Source organism: Pseudomonas baetica, from assembly GCF_002813455.1.
GTDB lineage: Bacteria > Pseudomonadota > Gammaproteobacteria > Pseudomonadales > Pseudomonadaceae > Aquipseudomonas > Aquipseudomonas baetica.
In genome coordinates this window covers 603,190-626,013 of record NZ_PHHE01000001.1, presented here as the reverse complement: position 1 = coordinate 626,013, position 22,824 = coordinate 603,190, and the positions used below count along the sequence as shown (strand labels likewise).

Sequence of the window (22,824 nt, the reverse complement as noted above, 5' to 3'; positions counted from 1 at the left end):
TTTGCATGTCAAAACCATGCAAGCCACCAACCCCCTGCTAAATGCAGGTAACATGCGTCGCTTTGCAGCCACTCGGCCTGACCATGTCCGCGACGTCCCGCTTTGCTTTGCTTCCTTACATATTCGCCTGCCTGCTCGGCCTCTTCGGCCTTGGTGGCTTCTGGTACGGGCTGGGCAAACCGGTGATCCTGCCGGACGCCGCCACCCCGACGCACAAGCTGCAGTGCGCGTCTTACACGCCGTTCGACAAAGACCAGTCGCCGTTCGACGTGCCGTTCAAGTTGCGTCCGGAGCGCATGGACGCCGACCTCGCCCTGCTGGCGACGCGCTTCGAATGCATCCGGACCTATTCGATGACAGGCCTCGAAGCGCTGCCGGATCTGGCGCGCAAACATGGCCTGAAATTGATGATCGGCGCCTGGGTCAACAGCAACCCGGTGGACACCGAGAAGGAAGTCGATCTGCTGATCCAATCGGCCAATGCCAACCCGGACGTGGTCAACGCGGTGATCGTCGGTAACGAAGCATTACTGCGTAAAGAAGTCACCGCCGCACAACTGGTCAGACTGATCACCAAAGTGAAGAGCCAGATCAAACAACCGGTCACCTATGCCGATGTCTGGGAGTTCTGGCTCAAACACCCGGAAGTCGCGCCGGCGGTGGATTTCCTGACCATTCACTTGCTGCCGTACTGGGAAGACGATCCGTCGAATATCGATGCGGCGCTGCAACACGTGGCGGATGTACGTCAGGTATTCGGCAACAAGTTCGCGCCCAAGGACGTGATGATTGGCGAAACCGGCTGGCCGAGCGAAGGCCGTCAGCGCGAGACCGCCCTGCCGAGCCGGGTCAACGAGGCCAAGTTCATTCGTGGTTTTGTCGCGATGGCCGAGAAAGAAGGCTGGCATTACAACCTGATCGAAGCGTTTGACCAGCCATGGAAACGCGCGAGTGAAGGTGCGGTCGGCGGTTATTGGGGCCTGTTCGATGCCGATCGCCAGGACAAGGGCGTACTCGCTGGCCCGGTAACGAATGTGCCGTACTGGAAACAATGGCTGGCGGTGGGTGGTTTGATTTTTCTTGGGACGCTGATTCTTGGCGGCCGCGTACGCACGACGCGTGCGGCGCTAGTGCTGCCAGTGTTGGGCGCCCTCGCCGCTTGTGCCATCGGTGCCTGGGGTGATCTGGCGCGAGTGACCACGCGGTTTGCCAGCGAGTGGTTGTGGGTTGGCTTGCTGACAGCGTTGAATCTGTTGGTGCTGGCGCATGCCGCGCTGACGCTGAGCGCACGTACCGGCTGGCGTGAACGGGCGTTCAATCTGCTGGAACGTCGCGCTGGGTGGCTCGTGGCAGCGGCAGGGTTCGCGGCGGCGGTGATGATGCTAGAGATGGTATTCGATGCGCGTTATCGCAGTTTTGCGAGCATGGCGTTTGTCGTGCCGGCGCTGGTTTACCTGTGCCGACCGGTCAACGTACCGCGTCGGGAGATTGCGCTGCTGACCTTTATCATCGGCGCCGGCATTGCGCCGCAGTTGTATGAAGAAGGATTGCTGAATCAGCAGGCCTGGGGTTGGGCGCTGGTGAGCTTGTTGATGGTCGCGGCACTGTGGCGCTGCCTTCGCGTCCGCACCCGCTGATCTTCAGCGTCTGTACTGGCCTCTTCGCGAGCAGGCTCGCTCCCACATTTGGAATGCATTCTCCTGTGGGAGCGGGCTTGCTCGCGAAGGCTGATTGTCAGGCGCTACGGGAGGCTCTGACCAGGCGCAACCCGGCAATCACCACCGCAAACACCGCCAACGTCGTGTTGTACAACGCCAGCGCCGGCAGCCCGAACACCAACGCCAGCACCGCCAGCCACCACCCTGTCCGCCCCGGCACGACATAGCCAATCACCGCCGCACCCAGCGCCGCCCAGCCCAATACCTTGAAATGAATCATAAGCCCCAGGTTCGACCGTAGCTGACACTCCCAGCGACTGGCCTCATCAACGCAGATGCCGACCCACTGCCCATCCTCCATGAAGCCATAACGCGCGCCATAACTGGCGGCCAGCCATAACGGCAGCAAAACGAGCAGCAGAATCACGGGCAAGCGGCGAGACATGGAGCACTCCAATCAACGGAAATCGGCGGCCAGCTTAATCTGCCGTCCGCTATACGCAAGCGCTAACAACACTTAACTGGTCAGCCAAACCTTGCAAAGTGTATCGTCCAGCTACTATTACTCCGAATTCTGCCTGTTTGGTGCCGCAGCATGGCACTTTGGCGCAACCCCGGTGGTCATAGCCTGCGAACTTCATTCGGCACCTTCCTCTAAGGGATCTAGTCATGCTCCGTTCCTTGCGCTTCGCCGCGCTGTTCAGCGGCCTTATTTTGAGTGCGTCCGCACTGGCGGTGGATATCGACGCCGCCAGTTATGGCTATCCCCTGACCAACCCGTTCGAGGCGACCATCGCCACGACACCGCCGGACTTGCGCCCGGAGTTGCCGCTGGACGACGACATCAATCAGTCGGACCGCAGCGTCACCTTGCGCCCGGAACGCGAGTTCATCCTGCCGGACAATTTCTGGCCGGTGAAAAAGCTTACCTACCGCATCGCCGAACAGGACAAGCCAGCGCCGCTGATTTTCCTGATCGCCGGCACCGGCGCGCGCTACGACAGCACGCTCAACGAATACCTGAAAAAGCTCTACTACAAGGCCGGCTATCACGTCGTGCAGCTGTCGTCGCCAACCAGCTTCGACTTCATCAGCGCCGCCTCGCGATTCGCCACGCCGGGCGTGACCAAGGAAGACGCCGAAGACATGTACCGGGTGATGCAGGCCGTGCGGGCGCAAAACCCGAAACTGCCGGTCACTGAGTACTACCTCACGGGCTATAGCCTCGGCGCTCTCGATGCTGCATTCGTCGCGCATCTGGACGAAACCCGTCGTAGCTTCAACTTCAAGAAAGTCCTGCTGCTCAATCCGCCGGTGAACCTCTACACCTCGATCACCAACCTCGACAAGCTGGTGCAGACCGAGGTCAAAGGCATCAACAACAGCACCACGTTCTATGAACTGGTGCTCTCCAAGTTGACCCGGTACTTCCAGCAGAAAGGCTATATCGACCTCAATGACGCCCTGCTCTATGACTTCCAGCAGTCCAAGCAGCATCTGAGCAACGAGCAGATGGCGATGCTGATCGGTACCTCGTTCCGCTTCTCGGCTGCCGACATCGCCTTCACTTCGGACCTGATCAACCGTCGAGGCCTGATCACCCCGCCGAAATTCCCGATCACCGAAGGCACCAGCCTGACGCCGTTCCTCAAGCGCGCGCTGCAATGCGACTTCGATTGCTACCTGACTGAACAAGTGATTCCGATGTGGCGCGCACGCACCGACGGCGGCAGCCTGCTGCAACTGATCGACCAGGTCAGTTTGTACGCCCTGAAGGATTACCTGCACGACAGCCCGAAAATCGCCGTCATGCACAACGCCGACGACGTGATCCTCGGCCCGGGTGACCTCGGTTTCCTGCGCAAGACATTCGGCGATCGCCTGACCGTTTACCCACTGGGTGGCCATTGCGGCAACCTTAACTACCGCGTCAACAGCGACGCCATGCTGGAGTTCTTCCGTGGCTAAATATCTCCTGCTGATTGCAGCGTTACTCTGTGCAGGCGTGGCCCAGGCCGACAACAGCAAAGCCAATGCACCGGTGGTGGTCGACAGCGATGGCTTCAAGGAGCCGCTGTCCAAACTCAAGTTCAACCCGGGGCTGGATCAGCGCGAATTCGAGCGCTCGACGCTCAACGCGCTGAACGTCTACGATCCACTGGAATCGTGGAACCGCCGGGTTTACCACTTCAACTACCGCTTCGACCAATGGGTGTTTCTGCCAGTGGTCGATGGTTACCGCTACGTCACACCGGGCTTCGTGCGCACCGGCGTGAGCAACTTCTTCAATAACCTTGGCGACGTGCCGAACCTGGTCAACAGCCTGCTGCAGTTCAAGGGCCAGCGTTCGATGGAAACCACTGCGCGCCTGCTGCTCAACACCACCATCGGCATCGCCGGCCTGTGGGACCCGGCGACCGCCATGGGCCTGCCGCGTCAGAACGAAGACTTCGGTCAGACCCTGGGCTTCTACGGCGTACCGGGCGGCGCCTACTTCGTCCTGCCGATCTTCGGCCCATCCAACCTGCGCGATACTGCAGGCCTGGCTGTCGACTACACCACCGAATCAGCGATCAACTTCCTCAACGTCTCGGAAGTCAGCTCCAACCACCCGGAAATCTGGGCCCTGCGCGCGGTCGACAAGCGCTACCAGACCAGCTTCCGCTATGGTCAGCTGAACTCACCATTCGAATACGAAAAAGTGCGCTACGTATACACCGAGTCACGCAAGCTGCAGATCGCCGAGTAACTGCTGCAAAGCGCTGGCAAGCACCGATTTGTGGGGGCTTGCCAGCGCCCCCGCCTCCCCCCCGCTGCCTCTTTCATGCCAGCACCCGGCGTCCGCCAGGGTAAAGACCGCCATTGCCGATTCGTCTATTAAATTGGGCTCCCTGCGCTTAACGAACTCGGGAGTGACAGCGATACGCGCATTCGAAATCGAACACAAAAATTTAAATGTGAATTTTTTATTAACATTTTGTGACGCTTTATGTAGACTCGGATCAACACTGCCAAGGAAGCAATGATGTGTTCAACGACAATCAAGGAATGATATCGGTCTCGCCCTATCCTCCCTCTCGACGCGTTTCTACCCGCCACTTACAGGTTGTCGGTAGCCGCGGACGTTATTATTCAATTTTCAGCGAAACTTGCGCATAGCGAGTTGCTCGCATGATGAGTAAAACATCCATCGACACGTTAAACATGCCACTCGACTGGCATAACGCGCCGTGCATCTTCAAATAGATGCGGATGAAATACTACAGCGCGTGACTTTGGCAGTGCATTGATCAAACAACTTCAACCTGCACCAAATCAGAGGTTGAACTGCGGCCACCTTTAAATATGCATATTTCAATAAGAACCGGTATCCGTCGATATCTGTCCGAGATGCCACTGTTCATCTGGATATTGTTTATCGGCACCTTTGTCACCCGCGCAACATCAATGATGGTCTGGCCGTTTATCTCGATCGTGCTGTATACCCGATTTGGTTTCAGTGCGACATTTATCGGTCTGATCCTGACACTGTCCATCGCACTGTCATCGATCGTGAGTTTTTACAGCGGCTACCTGTCAGACAAGATCGGCCGCTTGAAAATCATCGTACTGGGCTGTGTCGTCGCTGCAACTTCTTATCTGCTGCTGGGTGTCAGCAGCAATGCGTATGGCTACATCGCAGGCACTTTGCTGGCGAACCTGTCGTGGGCGCTGGTCAACAACCCGATCAAAACCGTCATTGGCGATATCATCGAGTCACGGGCTCTGATCGAGCGCGCCATGCATCTGCGCTACTTTTTTTTGAATGCCGGAGCGGCGACCGGCCCCTATTTCGGCCTGAAACTGGGGATCTCCTCAGACTCTCTGTCGTTCGTGCTGGTGACAGCCTCCTACGTTCTGCTGCTGGTCAGCGTGCTGGTCTTCGGAAAAGGCGTGAGCCTTAAAGCGGTCAATACCACCAGCTTCAAAAGTACCATGGGCGTACTTGCGAAAGACCGTTTATTCCTGGCGCTGGTGATCAATAACATCATCATGATGTTCATCTTCGGCAGTTTTGACTCCAGCCTGCCGCAACTGATGGCTGCTCTGGCTTTCGACGGCTACCTGCCCTTTGTCGCTTCACTGATCGTCTTGCATGCCTCGACGATCGTCCTGCTGCAACTGCCGCTTGCCAGCGCCCTGTCATCGGTATCGTTGAATACCAAGATCTACCTGGGCTCGGCACTGCTGGTCATCAGCGAGGCGGTTTTTGCCTTGGCCGCGCATTTCTATGACGTCAAACCGCTGTGGTACAGCGCCGTACTGATCATGAGTATCAGCCAGACGTTGCTGTTTCCATGTATCAATATGTTTGTCGACAGCCTGGCCCCGCCGAACTTGCGCGGAGCTTACTTTGGCGCAGCCTCTTTATATAGCATCGGCTTTTCTCTGGCGCCGATTGTCGGCGGCGTGTTTATACAGAGACTCAGCGGAACGGCGCTTTATATATTCCTGACGCTTGCCAGCCTTCTGATGACGGCCATATTTATCGGCATCTTCCGGCACAAAAAAGCCATTGCTGAAACAGACGCTTCGGCGATCAACATCGAAACGGCGCCAGTGCATAACTGATCACTCGACGCGAAGTTTCCATAGTTCCATCCCTGCGCACCAACAACGGTAGCGGGAAACTTCTTCGCCTCGAAAAAGTAAATTTCTCGAACTTCTCAACTATCAGGCAAACACCATGAATACGCCGATTTATGACCTCATCCTATGTGGTGCCGGACCCGCCAATATCTCGTTGTTACCTGATCTTATTCACAATGAACAGATACAACGCTGCCTGATACTTGAGAAATCCAAAACACTGGGCAGCGGCGAAATCGGTCAATACCGGATTACCGCCAACTCGCTTGGCGTGGTCTTTCTGGAAAAATTCCAGGACCGTACGGACGATCTGAGCCGCTTCCTGCAGAGCACAGCAGAATGGAAATATTTTTCCGAGCGGCGCACTGAAGCAGTTGAGCTGCACCACGTTGGGCGCTTCCTCGAACACATCGGCACTTACGTTACCGAGCATCAATCGCTCTACAAACGCTTCGAAATTTCCACTGAGTCGACGGTCTGCGAAGTTCGCCTGACCCCGCAAGGCCACTACCGCGTCAGTTACCTGCTCGATGGCCAGCGTGTAGAGGCGCTGTGCAAAAAGATCATCTTCAACATTGGCGGCCGGCTCAATCAAGCCACCGTGCAGCACCCGCATCACAACATCAACTCGGACGCACTGCTCAAGGGCACGTACGACCAGGCATTGAAAAGTGGCGCATACCAGAACCTGACCATCGTTGGTTCTTCGCACAGCGCCATTTCCTGCCTGATTCGTCTGGTTGAACAGCTGGATTTCCCAGGCACCATCACGTTGCTGACCAAACGCGATTTCAAACTGTTCTTTGACTCCCCAGCCTCCGCCCGCGAGCAAGACTATCCGTTTGTCGATGCCGATATTTGCCAGGCAAGTCAAAGGGTCAACCGCTATTCGGGCCTGCGCTACGACTCGTTTGAATTCGCCCGCAAGATCAAACAAGGGCTGATCCGCAATCTCGACATCGTGGACATAGCGCACGCCTCTACCGATCAGGTGCTGGGTCTGATCGCACAATCCGATTTGCTGATTCACAGCACCGGGTACAAGGCGGGGCTGGTGCCCTTGCTGGATGTCGACGGCACACCACTGGAACTTCAACAGGACGACTTCGGGCTGCTCACCAACGCGCAACTCAATCCGATCACTCGCGAGGGTCGGGTGCTGGAAAACTTCCACTCATTCGGCCTCGGTGCCGGGATCAAGACCGGTGGCGACAGCGGTGGCGAGGAGAGCTTTCGCGGCAGGATCGACGGCGTATGGGTCTACCAGCACGTGGTGCCCGGACTCATCTTTCATTAAATAAGGAAATGACAATGAACAACCAGACAGCCATCATTCTGTGTGCCGGACGCGGAAGTCGCCTGGGCAAGCGCACGCGCCACACGCCGAAGCCGTTGGTGAAGACCAACAATATCGCCTTCATCGACAATGCCCTGAACAACCTCCAAACGTTGGGTATCACCAACGTGGTGGTTGTGGTCGGCTATCAGTCCGAAACCATTACCGCTCACCTTCGGGCAATGGACACCGCTATCAACTTTGAGTTTGTCAGCAACCCGGACTGGGCCACGACCAACAACATCTACTCGCTGTATCTGGCGCGCGAGCACATTACCGCAAACACGCTGATCATCGAGGGCGACATTTATTTCTCGGCCTCCAGCCTGCAACAGCTTCTGCAAAAACCCGGTGACCTGATCGCCCTGGTGTCGCCGCTTGGCAAGAACATGGAGGGCACCTACGCCGTGCTCGAGGGAGACCATTTGCAGGGTTTCGGCTCAACCAAGGACATCGGCCACCAAGCGCATGACGGCCAATACAAGACCGTCAACCTGTACCAGATCGGATCAACCACGTTCGCCGAGCACGTCAAAAAACAACTCGCCAGTAACGTGCGCAAAGACAACGTCAACGCCTACTACGAAGACGTCTTCAAAAAAGCCTCGCTTGAGGGCAAATGGGATATTCGGACGGTCATCGTGCCGACCACCGAATGGTATGAAGTCGACAATTATTACGACCTGACGGTCTGCAACTACATTTCCAGTCGTGATCGTCTGGGCTTCGTACAAAATCGCCACGGCGGTTACTGGCGCTACCCGATGCTGGACTTCGCCCTGATCTACAACTTCCACTTCCCGCCACAGCAGATGAAAGACAAGATCAGGGACAACTTCGATCACATCCTCCTGAACTACCCTGGCGGCAGAAAGCTCATCGAAGAGTCGCTCAGTGAATTCCTCGGTGTCTCCGCAAGGCACCTGTGCATCGCCAATGGTGCGGCGGAAATCATCAAATTGCTGCCGTCCGTCTATACCGGCAGCGCGTTGGTGACAGTACCGTCCTTCAACGAATACGCGAACGTGTTCGGTGAGCAGCGCACGCTCTGCCACTACACGCGAGAAGAGGATGACTTCGCTATCGACATCGACGCGTTGCTCGCCACCTGCCGGCAGCAGCGTCCCGAGGTAGTGATCATCGAGTCGCCCAACAACCCGACTGGCGCCCTGACGCCCGCCTCGGCGCTGGCTTCGCTTGCTGCTCAGTTGCTGGAACTGGATATCTCGCTGATCGTCGATGAGTCGTTCCTCGACTTCTCCAACCATGCCAGCAGCACCATGCTCAATGTGCTCGACGATCATCCCAACCTGGTGGTGATTCGCAGCATGAGCAAAACGTTCGGTATCGGCGGAATTCGCATCGGATACCTGGCCAGTGCCAACCGGACATTGATGGCGCTGATCAATTCGCTGCTGCCGATCTGGAACATCAACGGCTTTGCCGAAGAGTTCCTGTTGCATCTGCCCCAGTATCAACAGGAATACCTGGCCAGTTGCCAACAAGTGATCAACGACACTCGCGCGTTTCAACAGGCGCTGAACGCGATCGACGGCATCAGCGGTTTCGAGACTGAAGCAAACTTCATTTACTGCAAGACCCATCACGCCGACGCCCAGACCATTTCCCGGTTGTTGCTGGACGAGCACCACATGTACATCAAGGAGTGCTCGGGCAAGCGCAATGACGATTCCGATAAGTATTTCCGGATCTCCTGCCGTACGCCTGACGAAAACGCCCGTTTGATCCAGGCCCTGACTTGCGTGATGCAGGATCTGGCATCACTGAAACAAACCAGCAGCCAACCGAAGGAGAGCACCGTTGAACTTGCCTAAGAAGGTAGTGATTTGCGGCAAGGGCGAACTGGCCATTTTCGCCTGTGAATATTTCAACGCGTCCCCCGACCATACGGTGTCGTACGTGGTGGCCGATCCTTTCGAGCCGGTCAGCACTGAACGCACGTTGATCCAGTATTGCCGGGAGCAAGGGATCGAAGTGGTCGAAAGCGGCTTGATCGAAGACTTGCCCGGTTATGCCGACGGCACGTTCGCCTGTGACATCTGCCTGGTGATTTTCCACAAGAGAATTTTGCCCAAGCGCTACATCGATTGCTGCGCGAAAATCATCAACCTGCACCTTTCCTACCTGCCGAAATACCGCGGCGTACGTCCGGTCAACTGGGCACTGAAGAATGGCGAGCGGATGCACGGCGCGACGTTGCACGAGATCAGCGAGGGCATCGACGAAGGGCCGATCCTCAATCAGGTGGCCTTCAACATCTACCCCGAGTTCGAAGAAGTGATCGACACCTATACCCGCGCGATGGGTTATGCCCGGCAGTTGCTGGTGGATACCTTGCCGCTGATCGAGCGCATCGTCGCGGTCCCGCAGAAACATGCCGACATGAGCATCTACTACGAAAAGGACAATCTCCGGCTGGAAGATCGGATGACCTTCACCAAAGCACAATCAGAGAAACTGCGCGAACGACAGTAACCTTTGCGGCGCCGCTCGGTTGCTTGCGCACGCGGCAATCGGGTCGGCGGGCGATCCCTTCGAAGGAGCCATCATGTACTTGCTTATTGCCTCTGACCTGGACGGCACGCTGCTGCTGCCAGGCGGTACGTTCGGTGCTTTTACCAAAAGCGTGATTCACAGCCTGAACCACGCCGGCCATCACATCGTGCTGGCTACCGGTCGGCACCAGACAGACGTCGAGTCGTTGCTCGACAGTCAGTCGCTGCCGGTTCATTTGATCACGTCCAATGGTGCGCGCATTTCCAGCGCCTGCGGTGGGCTTGCACTGAGCGAAGAGTTACCGGCCAGCGTCGTCCAGACACTGCTGGAGGAAACGCGAGGAGACGCGGATCTGACCATCAACCTTTACTGCCAGTCCAGTTGGTTGATGAGCCGCGAAGACGAAAACCTCAAGGACTTCAGCCAGAATCCAGCCTTTCAGCCGGTGATCTGCGCGTCCGAAAGCCTGCCGTTGACCGCCGTGCAGAAGGTGTTTTTCTTTCAGCGGAACAAGGATCACGGCGCCCTGCTCAGGTTGCAGACACGGCTGAACCAACTGCTGGGCGATCAGATCAGCACTGTCTTCACCTTCCCATGGTGTCTGGAGGTCATGACCCGAGACGTCTCCAAGGGCAATGCCTTGAAACAGCTCGCCGACTTCCTGAACGTGCCCGTGCAGGCATGCATCGCGTTTGGCGACGGATTGAACGACGCCGACATGTTGTCCGGCGTCGGCAAAGGGGTGCTCATGGGTAATGCGCATGCCGAGTTGATGCAGGCGCTTCCCGACGCCGAGGTCATTGGCCCGTGCACGGATGAAGCCGTCGCGCAGTACCTGTGGAACCATTTGCTACAGAACGCTACCGTCCCGGCATGATCAAGCGCGGGCGTTTTATGCCCGCGCAGCCTTCCACAGTTTGCCAACCAGGCTCACAGCAATTAACACCACGCCACCGGCAATAATCCCCACCACCCCGTTGAGCAACATCGGCACTGCAAACCCGGCAGCGCCCGCCGCCGCGCCAACACCCTCAATCCAGTGCCCCACCACCGGTACGCCATGGGTCAGGATGCCGCCGCCGACCAGGAACATCGCTGCGGTGCCCACCACCGACAGGGTTTTCATCATGTACGGTGCCGCGACCAGGATGCCGTTACCGATTTTTTTGGCGATCTGCCCAGGCTTCTGCGTCAGCCAGAGACCGAGATCGTCGAGCTTGACGATACCGGCCACCAGACCGTAAACGCCCACGGTCATGACGATGGCGATGCCTGACATCACGATCACTTGCTGGGACAGCGAAGCAGTAGCCACGGTGCCGAGGGTGATCGCGATGATTTCTGCCGAGAGAATGAAGTCAGTGCGGATCGCACCTTTGATCTTGTCCTTCTCGTACGCCACCAGATCGGTTGCCGGATCGGCCACCGCTTCGGTCAGTTGCGCATGCTCGGCGTCATCTTCCGCCTTGCTGTGGAGAAACTTGTGCGCCAGCTTCTCGAAACCCTCGAAACACAGATACGCGCCACCGACCATCAACAGCGGCGTTACCAGCCACGGCGCGAACGCACTGATCGCCAGTGCCGATGGCACCAGGATCAGTTTGTTGACGAACGAACCTTTGGCCACTGCCCAGACAACCGGGATTTCTCGTTCGGCGCGTACGCCGGAGACTTGCTGGGCATTCAGCGCCAAGTCGTCACCGAGCACGCCTGCGGTCTTCTTGGCGGCCATTTTGGTCATCAACGCAACGTCATCCAGAACGGTGGCGATGTCGTCGATCAGCACCAGCAAACTGCTTCCTGCCATGAATCCTGTTTCCTTTTATGTATGAATGGTGCGAAGCATAACGCGACCACTGACCACACGGGGCATTCTTGAGCGCCGCGCGAGGCCGGTGCTACCATGCGCAACCGCCAGAACAGGCAAGGAACCACCGGGTTTATGAGCACAATCCGCGAGCGCAACAAAGAACTGATCCTGCGTGCCGCCAGTGAGGAGTTTGCCGACAAGGGCTTCGCTGCGACCAAAACCAGCGACATCGCCGCCAAGGCAGGATTGCCCAAGCCCAACGTCTACTACTACTTCAAGTCCAAGGAAAACCTCTACCGCGAGGTGCTGGAAAGTATCATCGTGCCGATTCTGCAGGCGTCGACCCCGTTCAATCCGGACGGCGTGCCGAGCGAAGTCCTCAGCGGCTACATCCGCTCGAAAATCCGCATCTCCCGCGACCTGCCCTTCGCCTCCAAAGTGTTCGCCAGCGAAATCATGCACGGCGCCCCACACCTGAGCGCCGACCTGGTCGAACAGCTCAACGGCCAGGCCAAACACAACATCGACTGCATCCAGACCTGGATCGACCGCGGCCAGATCGCCCCGATCGACCCCAACCATCTGATGTTCAGCATCTGGGCCGCGACCCAGACCTACGCCGACTTCGACTGGCAGATTTCTGCGGTCACCGGTAAGGACAAGCTGGACGAGGCGGACTATGAAGCGGCGGCGCAGACGATTATCCGGTTGGTGCTGAAGGGGTGTGAGCCGGACTGAGACACTGCGGCAACTGCCTCGCGAGCGGCTCGCTCCCACATTGGGTCTTTGGTGTTCACAAATTCCCTGTGGGAGCGAGCCTGCTCGCGAATGGCAGCAACACAGAATTATGTTCAGATCCAAATAGCATCCCACAGCGGATAATCCCCAAGCGTCTCAACCAGACCAGCCCGCAACGGGTTGGCCACGATATACCGAGCCAGCTTCACCAGATCTTCTTCTTTGCGCAGCGCACGATCATGAAAGCCTGATTGCCAAAGACTGGTATTTCGACCGGTCGAGAGATTCACGGCTTTGGTGCTGAGGGATTTGGTTCGTTGCATCAACTCACCTAGCGAACCGCGCTTCAATTCAATCAGCCAGTGAAAATGATCTGGCATGACAACCCAGGCCAACGAGTTGGCAAGTCCCCTTTCTTCTGCGACGCGAAACTGGCTGACGACCAATCGACCCAGTTTAAAGTCACCGAAAACAGGCAGCCTTCCTGCAGTATTGGTAGTCAGTAGGTAGATGCGGTTGTGTTCGGAGTAGCGGCCAATGCGCAAGCGATGTGAAGCTGATAAATCCGGCATTCCTTTGCCTTCCTCATGCTGAGTTCATGAAGAGGCTAGTTCTGGGAATGGTGGAAGGTGTGGCAAGGTTTTTAGCAGATATGTATTCAAGATCGCCTTCGCGAGCAGGCTCGCTCCCACAGGGGGCTCGAAGGCATTCAGACATTTTGTGTCTGACTACGATCCTGTAGGAGTAAGCCTGCTCGCGATAGCGGTTAATCAGGCGCTAAAGATCAAGCCGCCACCCCCGCATCCGCCTTCAAATCCAGCGCCTGCACCGCTTTGATCGCCACCTGCTCATCAACATCCGACAGATCGCCACTGATCCCGATCGCCCCCAACACCTCCCCCGCCTGATCACGGATCAACACACCGCCCGGTGCCGGCACGACGCTGCCCTGCCCCATGCTGTTGAGCGCGGCGATGAAGGCCGGGCGTTGTTGGGCGTCCAGGGCCAGCAGACGCGAGCCTTTGCCCAGGGCGATGGCGCCCCAGGCTTTGCCGATGGCGATTTGCGGGCGCAGCAGGCTGGCGCCGTCTTCGCGTTGCAGGGTGATCAGGTGGCCGCCGGTATCGAGTACCGCGATGGTCAGCGGCGCGGCGGAGATGGCCCGCCCTGCGCTGATGGCTTCATTGACCAGGTTGACTGCGACTTTCAAGGTTAAAGCGCTCATGGTGCCGTCCTCATTTTGTTATAGGGAACGTCGTGGGACTGCGCGTTTGTGCCGCAGTCCGATGCAACAAATAGAACACAATGAGTTATTTTTTTGTATACAATAATTCTCGAAAAGCGCCACATGCGACGAAAAGCCACAGTAGAAACGGCTTCCGACAAATGAAACAGCCGCTTGAGAAAATGGATTGACCTGCGCCGTCCGCCGTGAATACACTCTGCGCAAAGCCACTTGTATACAATTACAAAACGTAAAGAGGCACAAAACCATGAGCAAAATGAGAGCAATCGAAGCCGCCGTTCTGGTGATGCGCCGTGAAGGGGTTGATACCGCTTTTGGCATTCCAGGCGCTGCCATCAACCCGCTGTACTCCGCCTTGCAGAAAGTCGGTGGCATCGATCACGTCCTCGCTCGCCACGTTGAAGGCGCCTCGCACATGGCCGAGGGCTACACCCGCACCAAGGCCGGCAACATCGGCGTGTGCATCGGGACTTCCGGCCCTGCCGGTACCGATATGGTCACCGGGCTCTACAGCGCCTCGGCCGACTCGATTCCCATCCTCTGCATTACCGGCCAGGCACCCCGCGCCCGTATGCACAAGGAAGACTTCCAGGCGGTCGACATCACCAGCATCGTCAAGCCAGTCACCAAGTGGGCGACCACTGTTCTGGAGCCGGGCCAAGTGCCGTACGCGTTCCAGAAAGCGTTCTTTGAAATGCGCTCCGGCCGTCCAGGCCCTGTGCTGATCGATCTGCCGTTCGACGTGCAGATGGCCGAAATCGAATTCGACATCGACGCTTACCAGCCTCTGCCGCTGGCCAAGCCGACCGCCACCCGCGTTCAGGTCGAGAAGGCTTTGGCCCTGCTCGATCAGGCCGAGCGTCCATTGCTGGTAGCCGGTGGTGGCATCATCAACGCCGACGCCAGCGACTTGCTGGTCGAGTTCGCCGAATTGACCGGCATCCCGGTCATCCCGACCCTGATGGGCTGGGGCACCATCCCGGACGATCACCCGCTGATGGTCGGCATGGTCGGTCTGCAGACTTCGCACCGCTACGGCAACGCCACCATGCTCAAATCCGACGTGGTGCTGGGCATCGGTAACCGTTGGGCCAACCGTCACACCGGTTCGGTTGACGTGTACACCGAAGGCCGCAAGTTCATTCACGTCGACATCGAAGGCACGCAGATCGGTCGTGTGTTCACGCCGGATCTGGGCATCGTGTCTGACGCGGCTGCCGCGCTGACCGTGTTCATCGAAGTCGCCCGTGAGTGGCAAGCCGCCGGCAAGCTGAAAAACCGCAGTGCCTGGCTGCAGGATTGCCAGCAGCGCAAAGCCAGCCTGCATCGCAAAACCCACTTCGACAACGTGCCGGTGAAACCACAGCGCGTTTACGAAGAAATGAATCAGGTGTTCGGCAAGGACACCTGCTACGTCAGCACCATTGGTCTGTCGCAGATTGCCGGCGCGCAGTTCCTGCACGTCTACAAGCCGCGTCACTGGATCAACTGCGGCCAGGCAGGCCCGTTGGGCTGGACCATTCCGGCAGCGCTGGGCGTGGTCAAGGCCGATCCGAACCGTAAAGTCGTGGCCCTGTCGGGGGATTATGATTTCCAGTTCATGATCGAAGAACTGGCGGTCGGCGCTCAGTTCAAACTGCCTTACATCCACGTCGTGGTGAACAACTCGTACCTGGGCCTGATCCGTCAGGCACAGCGCGGGTTCGAAATGGACTACTGCGTGCAGCTGTCCTTCGATAACCTGAACGCGCCGGAACTCAATGGTTACGGTGTTGACCACGTCGCAGTCGCCGAAGGCCTCGGTTGCAAGGCGCTGCGTGTGTTCGAACCATCGGAAATCGCCCCTGCCCTGCGCAAGGCCGAACAGATGATCGAAGAGTTCAAGGTGCCGGTGATCGTCGAGATCATTCTGGAGCGTGTGACCAACATCTCCATGGGTACCGAGATCAACGCCGTCAACGAGTTCGAAGACCTGGCGCTGGTCGGCAACGATGCGCCAACGGCGATTTCGCTGCTTGATTAACTGCTGACCGCTCTCCTTGTGGGAGCGAGCCTGCTCGCGAAGACGGCTTCATATCCAACACCGATGTTGGCTGACAGACCGCTTTCGCGAGCAGGCTCGCTCCCACAAGGGGAACCTCACAAGATTTACGGGAGACCACCATGCCGCGTTTCGCAGCCAACCTGTCCATGCTGTTCACCGAACAGGATTTCCTTGCCCGTTTCGACGCCGCCGCCAAGGCCGGTTTCAGTGGTGTGGAATACCTGTTCCCGTACGACTTCAACTCTGCCGAAATCAAGGCCAGGCTCGACGCCAACGGTCTGACCCAAGTGCTGTTCAACCTGCCGGCCGGTGACTGGGCCAAGGGCGAGCGCGGTATCGCCTGCCTGCCGGATCGGGTTGAAGAGTTCCGCGCCGGGGTCGATCTGGCCATTGCCTACGCACAAGTGCTGGGCAACACCCAGATCAACTGCCTGGCCGGTATCCGTCCGCAAGGCGTGGACGATGCCACCGTGGAAAAAACCTTCGTCGCCAACCTCAAGTACGCCGCCGACAAGCTGCAAGCCGTCGGCATCAAACTGGTGATGGAAGCGATCAACACCCGCGACATTCCGGGCTTCTACCTGAATAACACGGCGCAAGCCCTGTCGATTCGCGAGCAGGTCGGCAGCGCCAATCTGTTCCTGCAATACGACATCTATCACATGCAAATCATGGAAGGCGATCTGGCCCGTACCCTGCAATCGCACCTGGGCGAGATCAACCATGTGCAGCTCGCGGACAACCCGGGGCGCAACGAACCAGGCACCGGTGAAATCAACTACCGCTTCCTGTTCGAACACCTCGACCGCATTGGTTATCAGGGTTGGGTCGGCTGTGAATACAAGCCGCTGACCACCACCGAAGCAGGTCTGGGCTGGCTGAAAACCCATAACGCAATTTAAGAACAACGCAAAACCTGTGGGAGCGGGCTTGCTCGCGAAGAGGCCGGCACATTCACCATCAGTGGCGCCTGGCATACCGCATGCGCGAGCAGGCTCGCTCCCACATAAAAGCAGCTCTCCTATTTGCTTGAGCAAGACAAAAACAAGAGGATTTTCTCATGGCTAAAATCGGATTTATCGGCACCGGCATCATGGGCCACCCAATGGCGGCGAACCTGCAGAAAGCCGGTCACAGCCTGTTCCTGTCGGCGCACCACGACGCCGCGCCTGCCGACCTGGTGGCCGCTGGCGCCGTCGCGTTGGCGAACCCGCGCGAAGTGGCGCAGGAAGCCGAGTTCATCATCGTCATGGTCCCGGATACCCCGCAGGTCGATGACGTGCTGTTCCGCGCCGACGGCGTGGCTGCCGGTATCGGCAAAGGCAAAGTCGTCATCGACATGAGCTCGATCTCGCCGACCGCCACCAAGGCGTTCGCCGCCAAGATCAACGAAAAAGGCGCGCAGTACCTCGACGCACCGGTATCCGGCGGTGAAGTCGGCGCCAAAGCCGCAACGCTGAGCATCATGGTCGGTGGCGACGCCGATGCCTTCGAACGCGCGCTGCCGCTGTTCCAGGCCATGGGCAAGAACATCACGCTGGTCGGCGGCAATGGCGACGGTCAGACCGCGAAAGTGGCAAACCAGATCATCGTTGCCCTGAACATTCAGGCCGTCGCTGAAGCTTTGCTGTTCGCTTCGAAAAACGGTGCGGATCCAGCCAAGGTGCGTGAAGCGCTGATGGGTGGTTTCGCCTCCTCGAAGATCCTCGAAGTACACGGCGAGCGCATGATCAAAGGCACCTTCGATCCGGGCTTCCGTATCAGCCTGCACCAGAAGGACCTGAACCTGGCCCTGCAAGGCGCCAAGGAGCTGAACATCAACCTGCCAAACACCGCCAACGCCCAGCAAGTGTTCAGCACCTGCGCGGCCATCGGTGGCAGCAACTGGGACCACTCGGCGCTGATCAAGGGTCTGGAACACATGGCCAACTTCTCGATTCGCGACAAAAAATAAGCCCTGCACAAAACCCTGTGGGAGCGAGCCTGCTCGCGAAAGCGGTTGCACATTCAACATCCATGTTGGCTGACACACCGCCTTCGCGAGCAGGCTCGCTCCCACAAGGGATCTGAGTTGCCCTTTCGAATAACAAGAATTCCGGGAGCCCGCCATGTCGGTCGATCCGCAACAACTGCTGCGCGAGCTGTTTGCCACAGCCATCGACGCGGCCCATCCGAACCAAGTCCTCGAAGCTCATCTGCCCGCCGACCGCACCGGCCGCGTGATCGTCATCGGCGCCGGCAAAGCCGCCGCCGCCATGGCGCAAGTGGTCGAGCGCTGCTGGGAAGGTGAAGTCACAGGCCTGGTCGTGACCCGTTACGGTCACGGCGCCCCGTGCGAAAAAATCGAAGTGGTCGAAGCCGCGCATCCAGTCCCGGACGCTGCCGGTCTGGCCGTGGCCAAACGCGTGCTGGAGCTGGTCAGCAACCTGACTGAAGACGACCGCGTGATCTTCCTGCTCTCCGGTGGCGGCTCTGCCCTGTTGGCGCTGCCGGCCGACGGCATCACCCTCGCCGACAAACAGTCGATCAACAAAGCCCTGCTCAAATCCGGCGCGACCATCGGTGAGATGAACTGTGTGCGCAAGCACCTCTCGGCGATCAAGGGCGGCCGTCTCGGCAAGGCCTGCTGGCCGGCGACTGTTTATACCTATGCGATTTCCGATGTACCGGGCGACCTCGCTACGGTCATCGCTTCCGGCCCGACCGTGGCCGACCCAAGCACCTCCACCGAAGCGCTGGCGATCATCAAGCGCTACGGCATCGAGATCCCGGCCTCGGTACGCAACTGGCTACAAAGCCCCGAGTCGGAAACCGTCAAACCCGGTGATCCGAGCCTGGCCCGCAGTCACTTCCAGTTGATCGCCCGTCCGCAGCAATCGCTGGACGCCGCTGCGGTGAAATGCCGTCAGGCCGGTTTCAGCACGCTGATCCTCGGCGACCTGGAAGGTGAATCCCGCGAGGTGGCAAAAGTCCACGCCGGTATCGCCCGGCAGATCATCAACCATGGCCAGCCACTGGCTGCGCCGTGCGTGATCCTCTCCGGCGGCGAAACCACGGTGACCGTGCGCGGCAATGGCCGTGGCGGACGCAACGCCGAATTCCTCCTCAGCCTGACCGACAGCCTCAAGGGCCAGCCCGGCGTCTACGCCCTGGCCGGTGACACCGACGGCATCGACGGCTCGGAAGACAACGCCGGCGCGATCATGACCCCGGACAGCTACGCCCGCGCCGCCGCTCTGGGCTTAAGCGCCAGCGACGAACTGGATAACAACAACGGCTACGGCTATTTCGCGGCGCTCGATGCGCTGATCGTCACCGAGCCGACCCGCACCAACGTCAACGACTTCCGCGCCATCCTGATCCTTGAGAACTGCAAATCATGACGCCTGATAAAAAGGTCAAAATCCTCGCCACCCTCGGGCCTGCGGTCGATGGCATCGACGACATCCGTGAACTGGTCGAGGCCGGGGTGAATATCTTCCGCCTCAACTTCAGCCACGGCGATCACGCCGACCACGCCAAGCGCTATCAGTGGATCCGCGAGGTCGAGCGCCAGCTCAACTATCCGCTGGGCATTCTGATGGACCTGCAAGGGCCGAAACTGCGCGTCGGCAAGTTCGCCGACGGCAAGGTGCAATTGCATCGCGGTCAGGCATTCCGGCTTGATCTGGACGTCACACCGGGCGATGAACGCCGGGTGAACCTGCCGCATCCGGAGATCATCGCGGCGCTGGAAGCCGGCATGGATCTGCTGCTCGACGACGGCAAACTGCGTCTGCGCGTAGTGACCAAGTACTCCGACGCGATCGACACCACCGTGCTCAACGGCGGCGAACTGTCCGACCGTAAAGGTGTGAACGTGCCGCAAGCAGTGCTCGACCTGAGCCCACTGACCGCCAAGGATCGTCGCGACCTGAGCTTCGGTCTGGAGCTGGGCGTGGATTGGGTGGCGCTGTCGTTTGTGCAGCGTCCGCAAGACATTCTCGAAGCGCGCGAACTGATCGGCGACAAAGCCTTTCTGATGGCGAAAATCGAGAAGCCGTCGGCAGTCGAGCAACTGCGCGAAATCGCCGAACTGAGCGACGCGATCATGGTGGCCCGCGGTGATCTGGGCGTCGAAGTGCCCGCCGAGAGCGTGCCGCAGATTCAGAAAAACATCATCACCACATGCCGCGAACTCGGTAAACCGGTGGTGGTGGCAACGCAGATGCTGGAATCGATGCGCTTCTCCCCTGCCCCGACCCGCGCTGAGGTGACCGACGTTGCCAACGCTGTGGCCGAAGGCGCCGATGCGGTCATGCTCTCGGCAGAAACCGCGTCGGGCGAATACCCGCTGGAAGCCGTGCAGATGATGAGCAAGATCATCCTCCAGGTGGAAAACGGCCCGGACTACCAGACGCAACTCGACGTCAGCCGACCAAAAGCCGAAGCGACGGTTTCCGATGCGATCAGTTGCGCGATCCGTCGCATCAGCAACGTGCTGCCGGTGGCGGTGCTGGTCAACTACAGCGAGTCGGGCACCTCGAGTTTGCGTGCGGCGCGGGAACGGCCGAAAGCACCGATCCTCAACCTGACGCCGAACCTGCAGACCGCGCGCCGTTTGAGCGTGGCCTGGGGGATTCATTCGGTGGTCAACGATCGTTTGCGGCAGGTCGACGAGGTGTGTTCGACCGCACTGGAAATTGCCCAGGCACAAGGTATGGCCGAGCGCGGTGACACGCTGTTGATCACCGCCGGTGTGCCGTTCGGGCAGCTGGGGTCGACCAACTCGCTGCGTATCGAAACATTGATCTAAACATGCTCAAAAAGCACCTGTGGGAATAGCGGTTATTCCTTCAATCAAAATGCTTGAGCGCTACAACTGGCCTCTTCGCGAGCAAGCCCGCTCCCACAGTTGATTTGTGTGCATCACAAACTCAATGACTGAACAAAGATTCAATGTGGGAGCCAGCCTGCTGGCGAAGCAGGCGACTCGGTTTCACTGACCTTCAGAACTGCCATGTCTGCCAACTCTTTCAACACCCACTGCCCCGACTGGGCCGAGGCTTTGCTCAACGGTTTCAGTCAAATATTCCTCCAGCGCCATCCGCTGTGCGGCCTGCTGTGTCTGCTGGCGATCCTGCTGACAGCGCCAGTGCTGTTCTCCGGTGCGCTGCTCGGCGCCGTCGCCGGATTACTCACCGCGCAACGGCGCAACTATGCCAAGGCTGATCGTCAGGCCGGGTTGTTCAGCTACAACGGCGTGTTGCTTGGTTTGTTGCTGAGCCTGTATTTCCCCTGGTCGCCATTGCTGCCGCCGCTGATTCTCGCCGCCGGCGGCCTCAGTGCGATGGTCACGCAGCAATGGCTCAAACATGTTTACCGCAGCCGAGCCATACCGGCCTACACCTCGCCGTTCGTGGCCATGAGCTGGATCCTGCTGCTGTTCGCCGAGCCTTCGGCGCCAATGGCGCACATCGAGATGAATACGCTGAACCTGTTCGCCGCTGAACTGCGCGGTTTGGGTCAGGTGATGTTCCTCGGTCATCCGCTGGCCGGCGCACTGATCGCCGCTGGTTTGCTGATCGCTGATCGGCGGGCTTTTAGCTGGGCGCTGCTGGCCTCGGCGATTGGTCTCGGTTCGAGCCTGCTGCACCACGAAACCAGCGCCGCACTGTTCGGCCTCGGCAGTTACAACGCGGTACTCGCCGCCCTCGCCTTCAGCGCGCAGCGTCAACAACCGTGGTTGCCGTTGCTCGGCATTGTTGTGGCGCTGCTGGTCACACCGCTGTTCGCCGCCATCGGCCTGGCCACGCTGACCGCGCCGTTCATCCTCGCCTGCTGGCTGATCCGCGCCGGTATCCAGATGCTTGGCAAGGCCAACGTCGACAGCACGCCTTGCGCTCATGGGGAGAATCAACCTAGGCTGCGCTGATCTTTGATTCAGGCGTTTTCCATGGACAGCAGCAACAACTGGCGTGAGCGGCTTTACGTCATGATTTTCCAGAGCGACACCCTCGCCGGGCGGCGCTTCGACGGCATCTTGCTGTTGATCATCCTCGCCAGTCTGGTGATCGTGATGCTCGACAGTATCGACAGCATCCACCAGAACTATGCTGATGTGCTGGCTTACATCGAGTGGGGCTTCACGATCATCTTTCTCGGTGAGTACATCCTGCGTCTGTATTGCTCACCGAAGCCGCTGCGCTACGCCTTCAGTTTTTATGGGCTGGTGGATTTGCTGGCGATCGTGCCCGGCATCCTCGCGCTGTATTACAGCGATGCGCAGTACCTGCTGATCATCCGGATTATCCGGATGCTGCGGATTTTCCGCGTACTCAAGCTCAGTCCGTATCTCAAACAAGCCAACTATCTGATGTCGGCGCTGCGCGGCAGCAAGCAGAAGATCGTTGTGTTTCTGGTCAGCGTCTGCACCCTGGTGACGGTGTTCGGCACCCTGATGTACGTGATTGAAGGCCCGGAGCACGGCTTCACCAGCATTCCCAAAGGCATCTATTGGGCTATCGTCACGTTGACCACCGTGGGTTTCGGCGACATCGTGCCAAAGACACCGCTGGGTCAGGTGATTTCGTCGCTGGTGATGATCACCGGTTACTCGATCATCGCTGTACCCACCGGGATTTTCACCGCCGAACTGGCCAACGCCATGCGCGGCGAACAACTGCAACACGACTGCCCGGTGTGCAAGAAAAACAGCCACGAACACGGCGCTGCGTTCTGCTCGCGTTGCGGCAATCAGCTGTTCAAGAAAATCGAATAAGCACAGAGCTTTTTAATCTTTAAGCGACTATGCGAGCCCCGTTATAGTCAGTGGCAATTGAACATCACCCCCTGCTCCTACACAGA

The 22,824-nt window shown here is 58.6% G+C and carries 20 protein-coding genes; 16 read left to right on the top strand and 4 right to left on the bottom strand.

Annotated features, from left to right (window positions below):
* Positions 1-41 precede the first annotated feature (41 nt).
* Entirely contained in the window at positions 42-1,637 is a 1,596-nt protein-coding gene (locus tag ATI02_RS02825; RefSeq protein WP_100845371.1) for a glycoside hydrolase family 17 protein, read from the top strand.
* Between the two features lie 97 nt (positions 1,638-1,734).
* On the opposite strand, the gene ATI02_RS02820 is transcribed toward ATI02_RS02825, so the two are convergent.
* On the bottom strand, positions 1,735-2,103 hold the full coding sequence (locus ATI02_RS02820) for a hypothetical protein (RefSeq protein ID WP_100845370.1): 369 nt from the start codon (positions 2,101-2,103) through the stop codon (positions 1,735-1,737).
* A 224-nt stretch (positions 2,104-2,327) separates the two neighbouring features.
* On the opposite strand from ATI02_RS02820, the gene ATI02_RS02815 reads away from it, so the two are divergent.
* The 7 genes from ATI02_RS02815 to ATI02_RS02785 all read left to right on the top strand — a co-directional run bounded on the left by ATI02_RS02815 (position 2,328) and on the right by ATI02_RS02785 (position 11,017).
* Positions 2,328-3,626 carry a lipid asymmetry maintenance lipase MlaY gene (locus ATI02_RS02815; protein WP_095190656.1) on the top strand — a complete coding sequence of 433 codons (1,299 nt, stop codon included), beginning with the start codon at positions 2,328-2,330 and terminating at the stop codon, positions 3,624-3,626.
* Positions 3,619-4,407: an MlaA family lipoprotein gene (locus tag ATI02_RS02810; protein ID WP_095190657.1), complete on the top strand. Its 789-nt coding sequence runs from the start codon at positions 3,619-3,621 to the stop codon at positions 4,405-4,407. The genes ATI02_RS02815 and ATI02_RS02810 overlap by 8 nt, the downstream gene beginning before the upstream one ends.
* Positions 4,408-5,048: 641 nt before the next feature.
* The gene (locus ATI02_RS02805; protein WP_238156269.1) at positions 5,049-6,269 is read left to right on the top strand and encodes an MFS transporter; all 1,221 of its coding nucleotides are present in this window, start codon (positions 5,049-5,051) and stop codon (positions 6,267-6,269) included.
* Between the two features lie 115 nt (positions 6,270-6,384).
* Positions 6,385-7,584: a hypothetical protein gene (locus tag ATI02_RS02800; protein ID WP_100845369.1), complete on the top strand. Its 1,200-nt coding sequence runs from the start codon at positions 6,385-6,387 to the stop codon at positions 7,582-7,584.
* A gap of 14 nt (positions 7,585-7,598) precedes the next feature.
* Positions 7,599-9,458, top strand: coding sequence for an aminotransferase class I/II-fold pyridoxal phosphate-dependent enzyme (locus tag ATI02_RS02795; protein WP_100845368.1), 1,860 nt, complete (start codon positions 7,599-7,601; stop codon positions 9,456-9,458).
* Positions 9,445-10,119: a formyl transferase gene (locus tag ATI02_RS02790; protein WP_192886576.1), complete on the top strand. Its 675-nt coding sequence runs from the start codon at positions 9,445-9,447 to the stop codon at positions 10,117-10,119. Before ATI02_RS02795 ends, ATI02_RS02790 begins: the two co-directional genes overlap by 14 nt.
* Positions 10,120-10,192: 73 nt before the next feature.
* Positions 10,193-11,017 carry a Cof-type HAD-IIB family hydrolase gene (locus ATI02_RS02785; RefSeq protein ID WP_095190661.1) on the top strand — a complete coding sequence of 275 codons (825 nt, stop codon included), beginning with the start codon at positions 10,193-10,195 and terminating at the stop codon, positions 11,015-11,017.
* A 15-nt stretch (positions 11,018-11,032) separates the two neighbouring features.
* Here ATI02_RS02785 and ATI02_RS02780 read toward each other — a convergent pair whose 3' ends face one another.
* Positions 11,033-11,947 (bottom strand): DUF808 domain-containing protein, encoded by a 915-nt coding sequence (locus tag ATI02_RS02780; RefSeq protein ID WP_100845367.1) that lies wholly within the window; start codon positions 11,945-11,947, stop codon positions 11,033-11,035.
* Positions 11,948-12,082: 135 nt separating this feature from the next.
* Here ATI02_RS02780 and ATI02_RS02775 point away from each other — a divergent pair, with 135 nt between their 5' ends.
* A complete protein-coding gene (locus tag ATI02_RS02775; RefSeq protein WP_007959290.1) occupies positions 12,083-12,688 on the top strand; it encodes a TetR/AcrR family transcriptional regulator in 606 nt (201 codons plus the stop codon).
* Between the two features lie 113 nt (positions 12,689-12,801).
* Here the strand turns inward: ATI02_RS02775 and ATI02_RS02770 are convergent, their stop codons facing one another.
* Together ATI02_RS02770 and ATI02_RS02765 are read right to left on the bottom strand one after the other, a co-directional pair.
* Positions 12,802-13,260: an REP-associated tyrosine transposase gene (locus ATI02_RS02770; RefSeq protein WP_095190663.1), complete on the bottom strand. Its 459-nt coding sequence runs from the start codon at positions 13,258-13,260 to the stop codon at positions 12,802-12,804.
* Positions 13,261-13,472: 212 nt separating this feature from the next.
* The gene (locus tag ATI02_RS02765; protein ID WP_095190664.1) at positions 13,473-13,913 is read right to left on the bottom strand and encodes a GlcG/HbpS family heme-binding protein; all 441 of its coding nucleotides are present in this window, start codon (positions 13,911-13,913) and stop codon (positions 13,473-13,475) included.
* Between the two features lie 268 nt (positions 13,914-14,181).
* On the opposite strand from ATI02_RS02765, the gene gcl reads away from it, so the two are divergent.
* From gcl to ATI02_RS02725, 7 genes are all read left to right on the top strand, one after another.
* Entirely contained in the window at positions 14,182-15,957 is a 1,776-nt protein-coding gene (gene gcl, locus ATI02_RS02760) for a glyoxylate carboligase (protein WP_008083509.1), read from the top strand.
* Between the two features lie 140 nt (positions 15,958-16,097).
* Entirely contained in the window at positions 16,098-16,880 is a 783-nt protein-coding gene (gene hyi, locus ATI02_RS02755; protein ID WP_100845366.1) for a hydroxypyruvate isomerase, read from the top strand.
* Positions 16,881-17,038: 158 nt separating this feature from the next.
* A complete protein-coding gene (locus ATI02_RS02750) occupies positions 17,039-17,932 on the top strand; it encodes a 2-hydroxy-3-oxopropionate reductase (protein ID WP_064594449.1) in 894 nt (297 codons plus the stop codon).
* Positions 17,933-18,086: 154 nt separating this feature from the next.
* On the top strand, positions 18,087-19,361 hold the full coding sequence (locus tag ATI02_RS02740) for a glycerate kinase type-2 family protein (protein WP_100845365.1): 1,275 nt from the start codon (positions 18,087-18,089) through the stop codon (positions 19,359-19,361).
* A complete protein-coding gene (gene pyk, locus ATI02_RS02735) occupies positions 19,358-20,773 on the top strand; it encodes a pyruvate kinase (RefSeq protein ID WP_100845364.1) in 1,416 nt (471 codons plus the stop codon). The genes ATI02_RS02740 and pyk overlap by 4 nt, the downstream gene beginning before the upstream one ends.
* Before the next feature lie 204 nt (positions 20,774-20,977).
* Complete coding sequence (locus ATI02_RS02730) at positions 20,978-21,892, top strand: urea transporter (protein ID WP_100845363.1); 915 nt, start codon at positions 20,978-20,980, stop codon at positions 21,890-21,892.
* Between the two features lie 21 nt (positions 21,893-21,913).
* Positions 21,914-22,738 carry an ion transporter gene (locus ATI02_RS02725; protein WP_100845362.1) on the top strand — a complete coding sequence of 275 codons (825 nt, stop codon included), beginning with the start codon at positions 21,914-21,916 and terminating at the stop codon, positions 22,736-22,738.
* Positions 22,739-22,824: the final 86 nt, after the last annotated feature.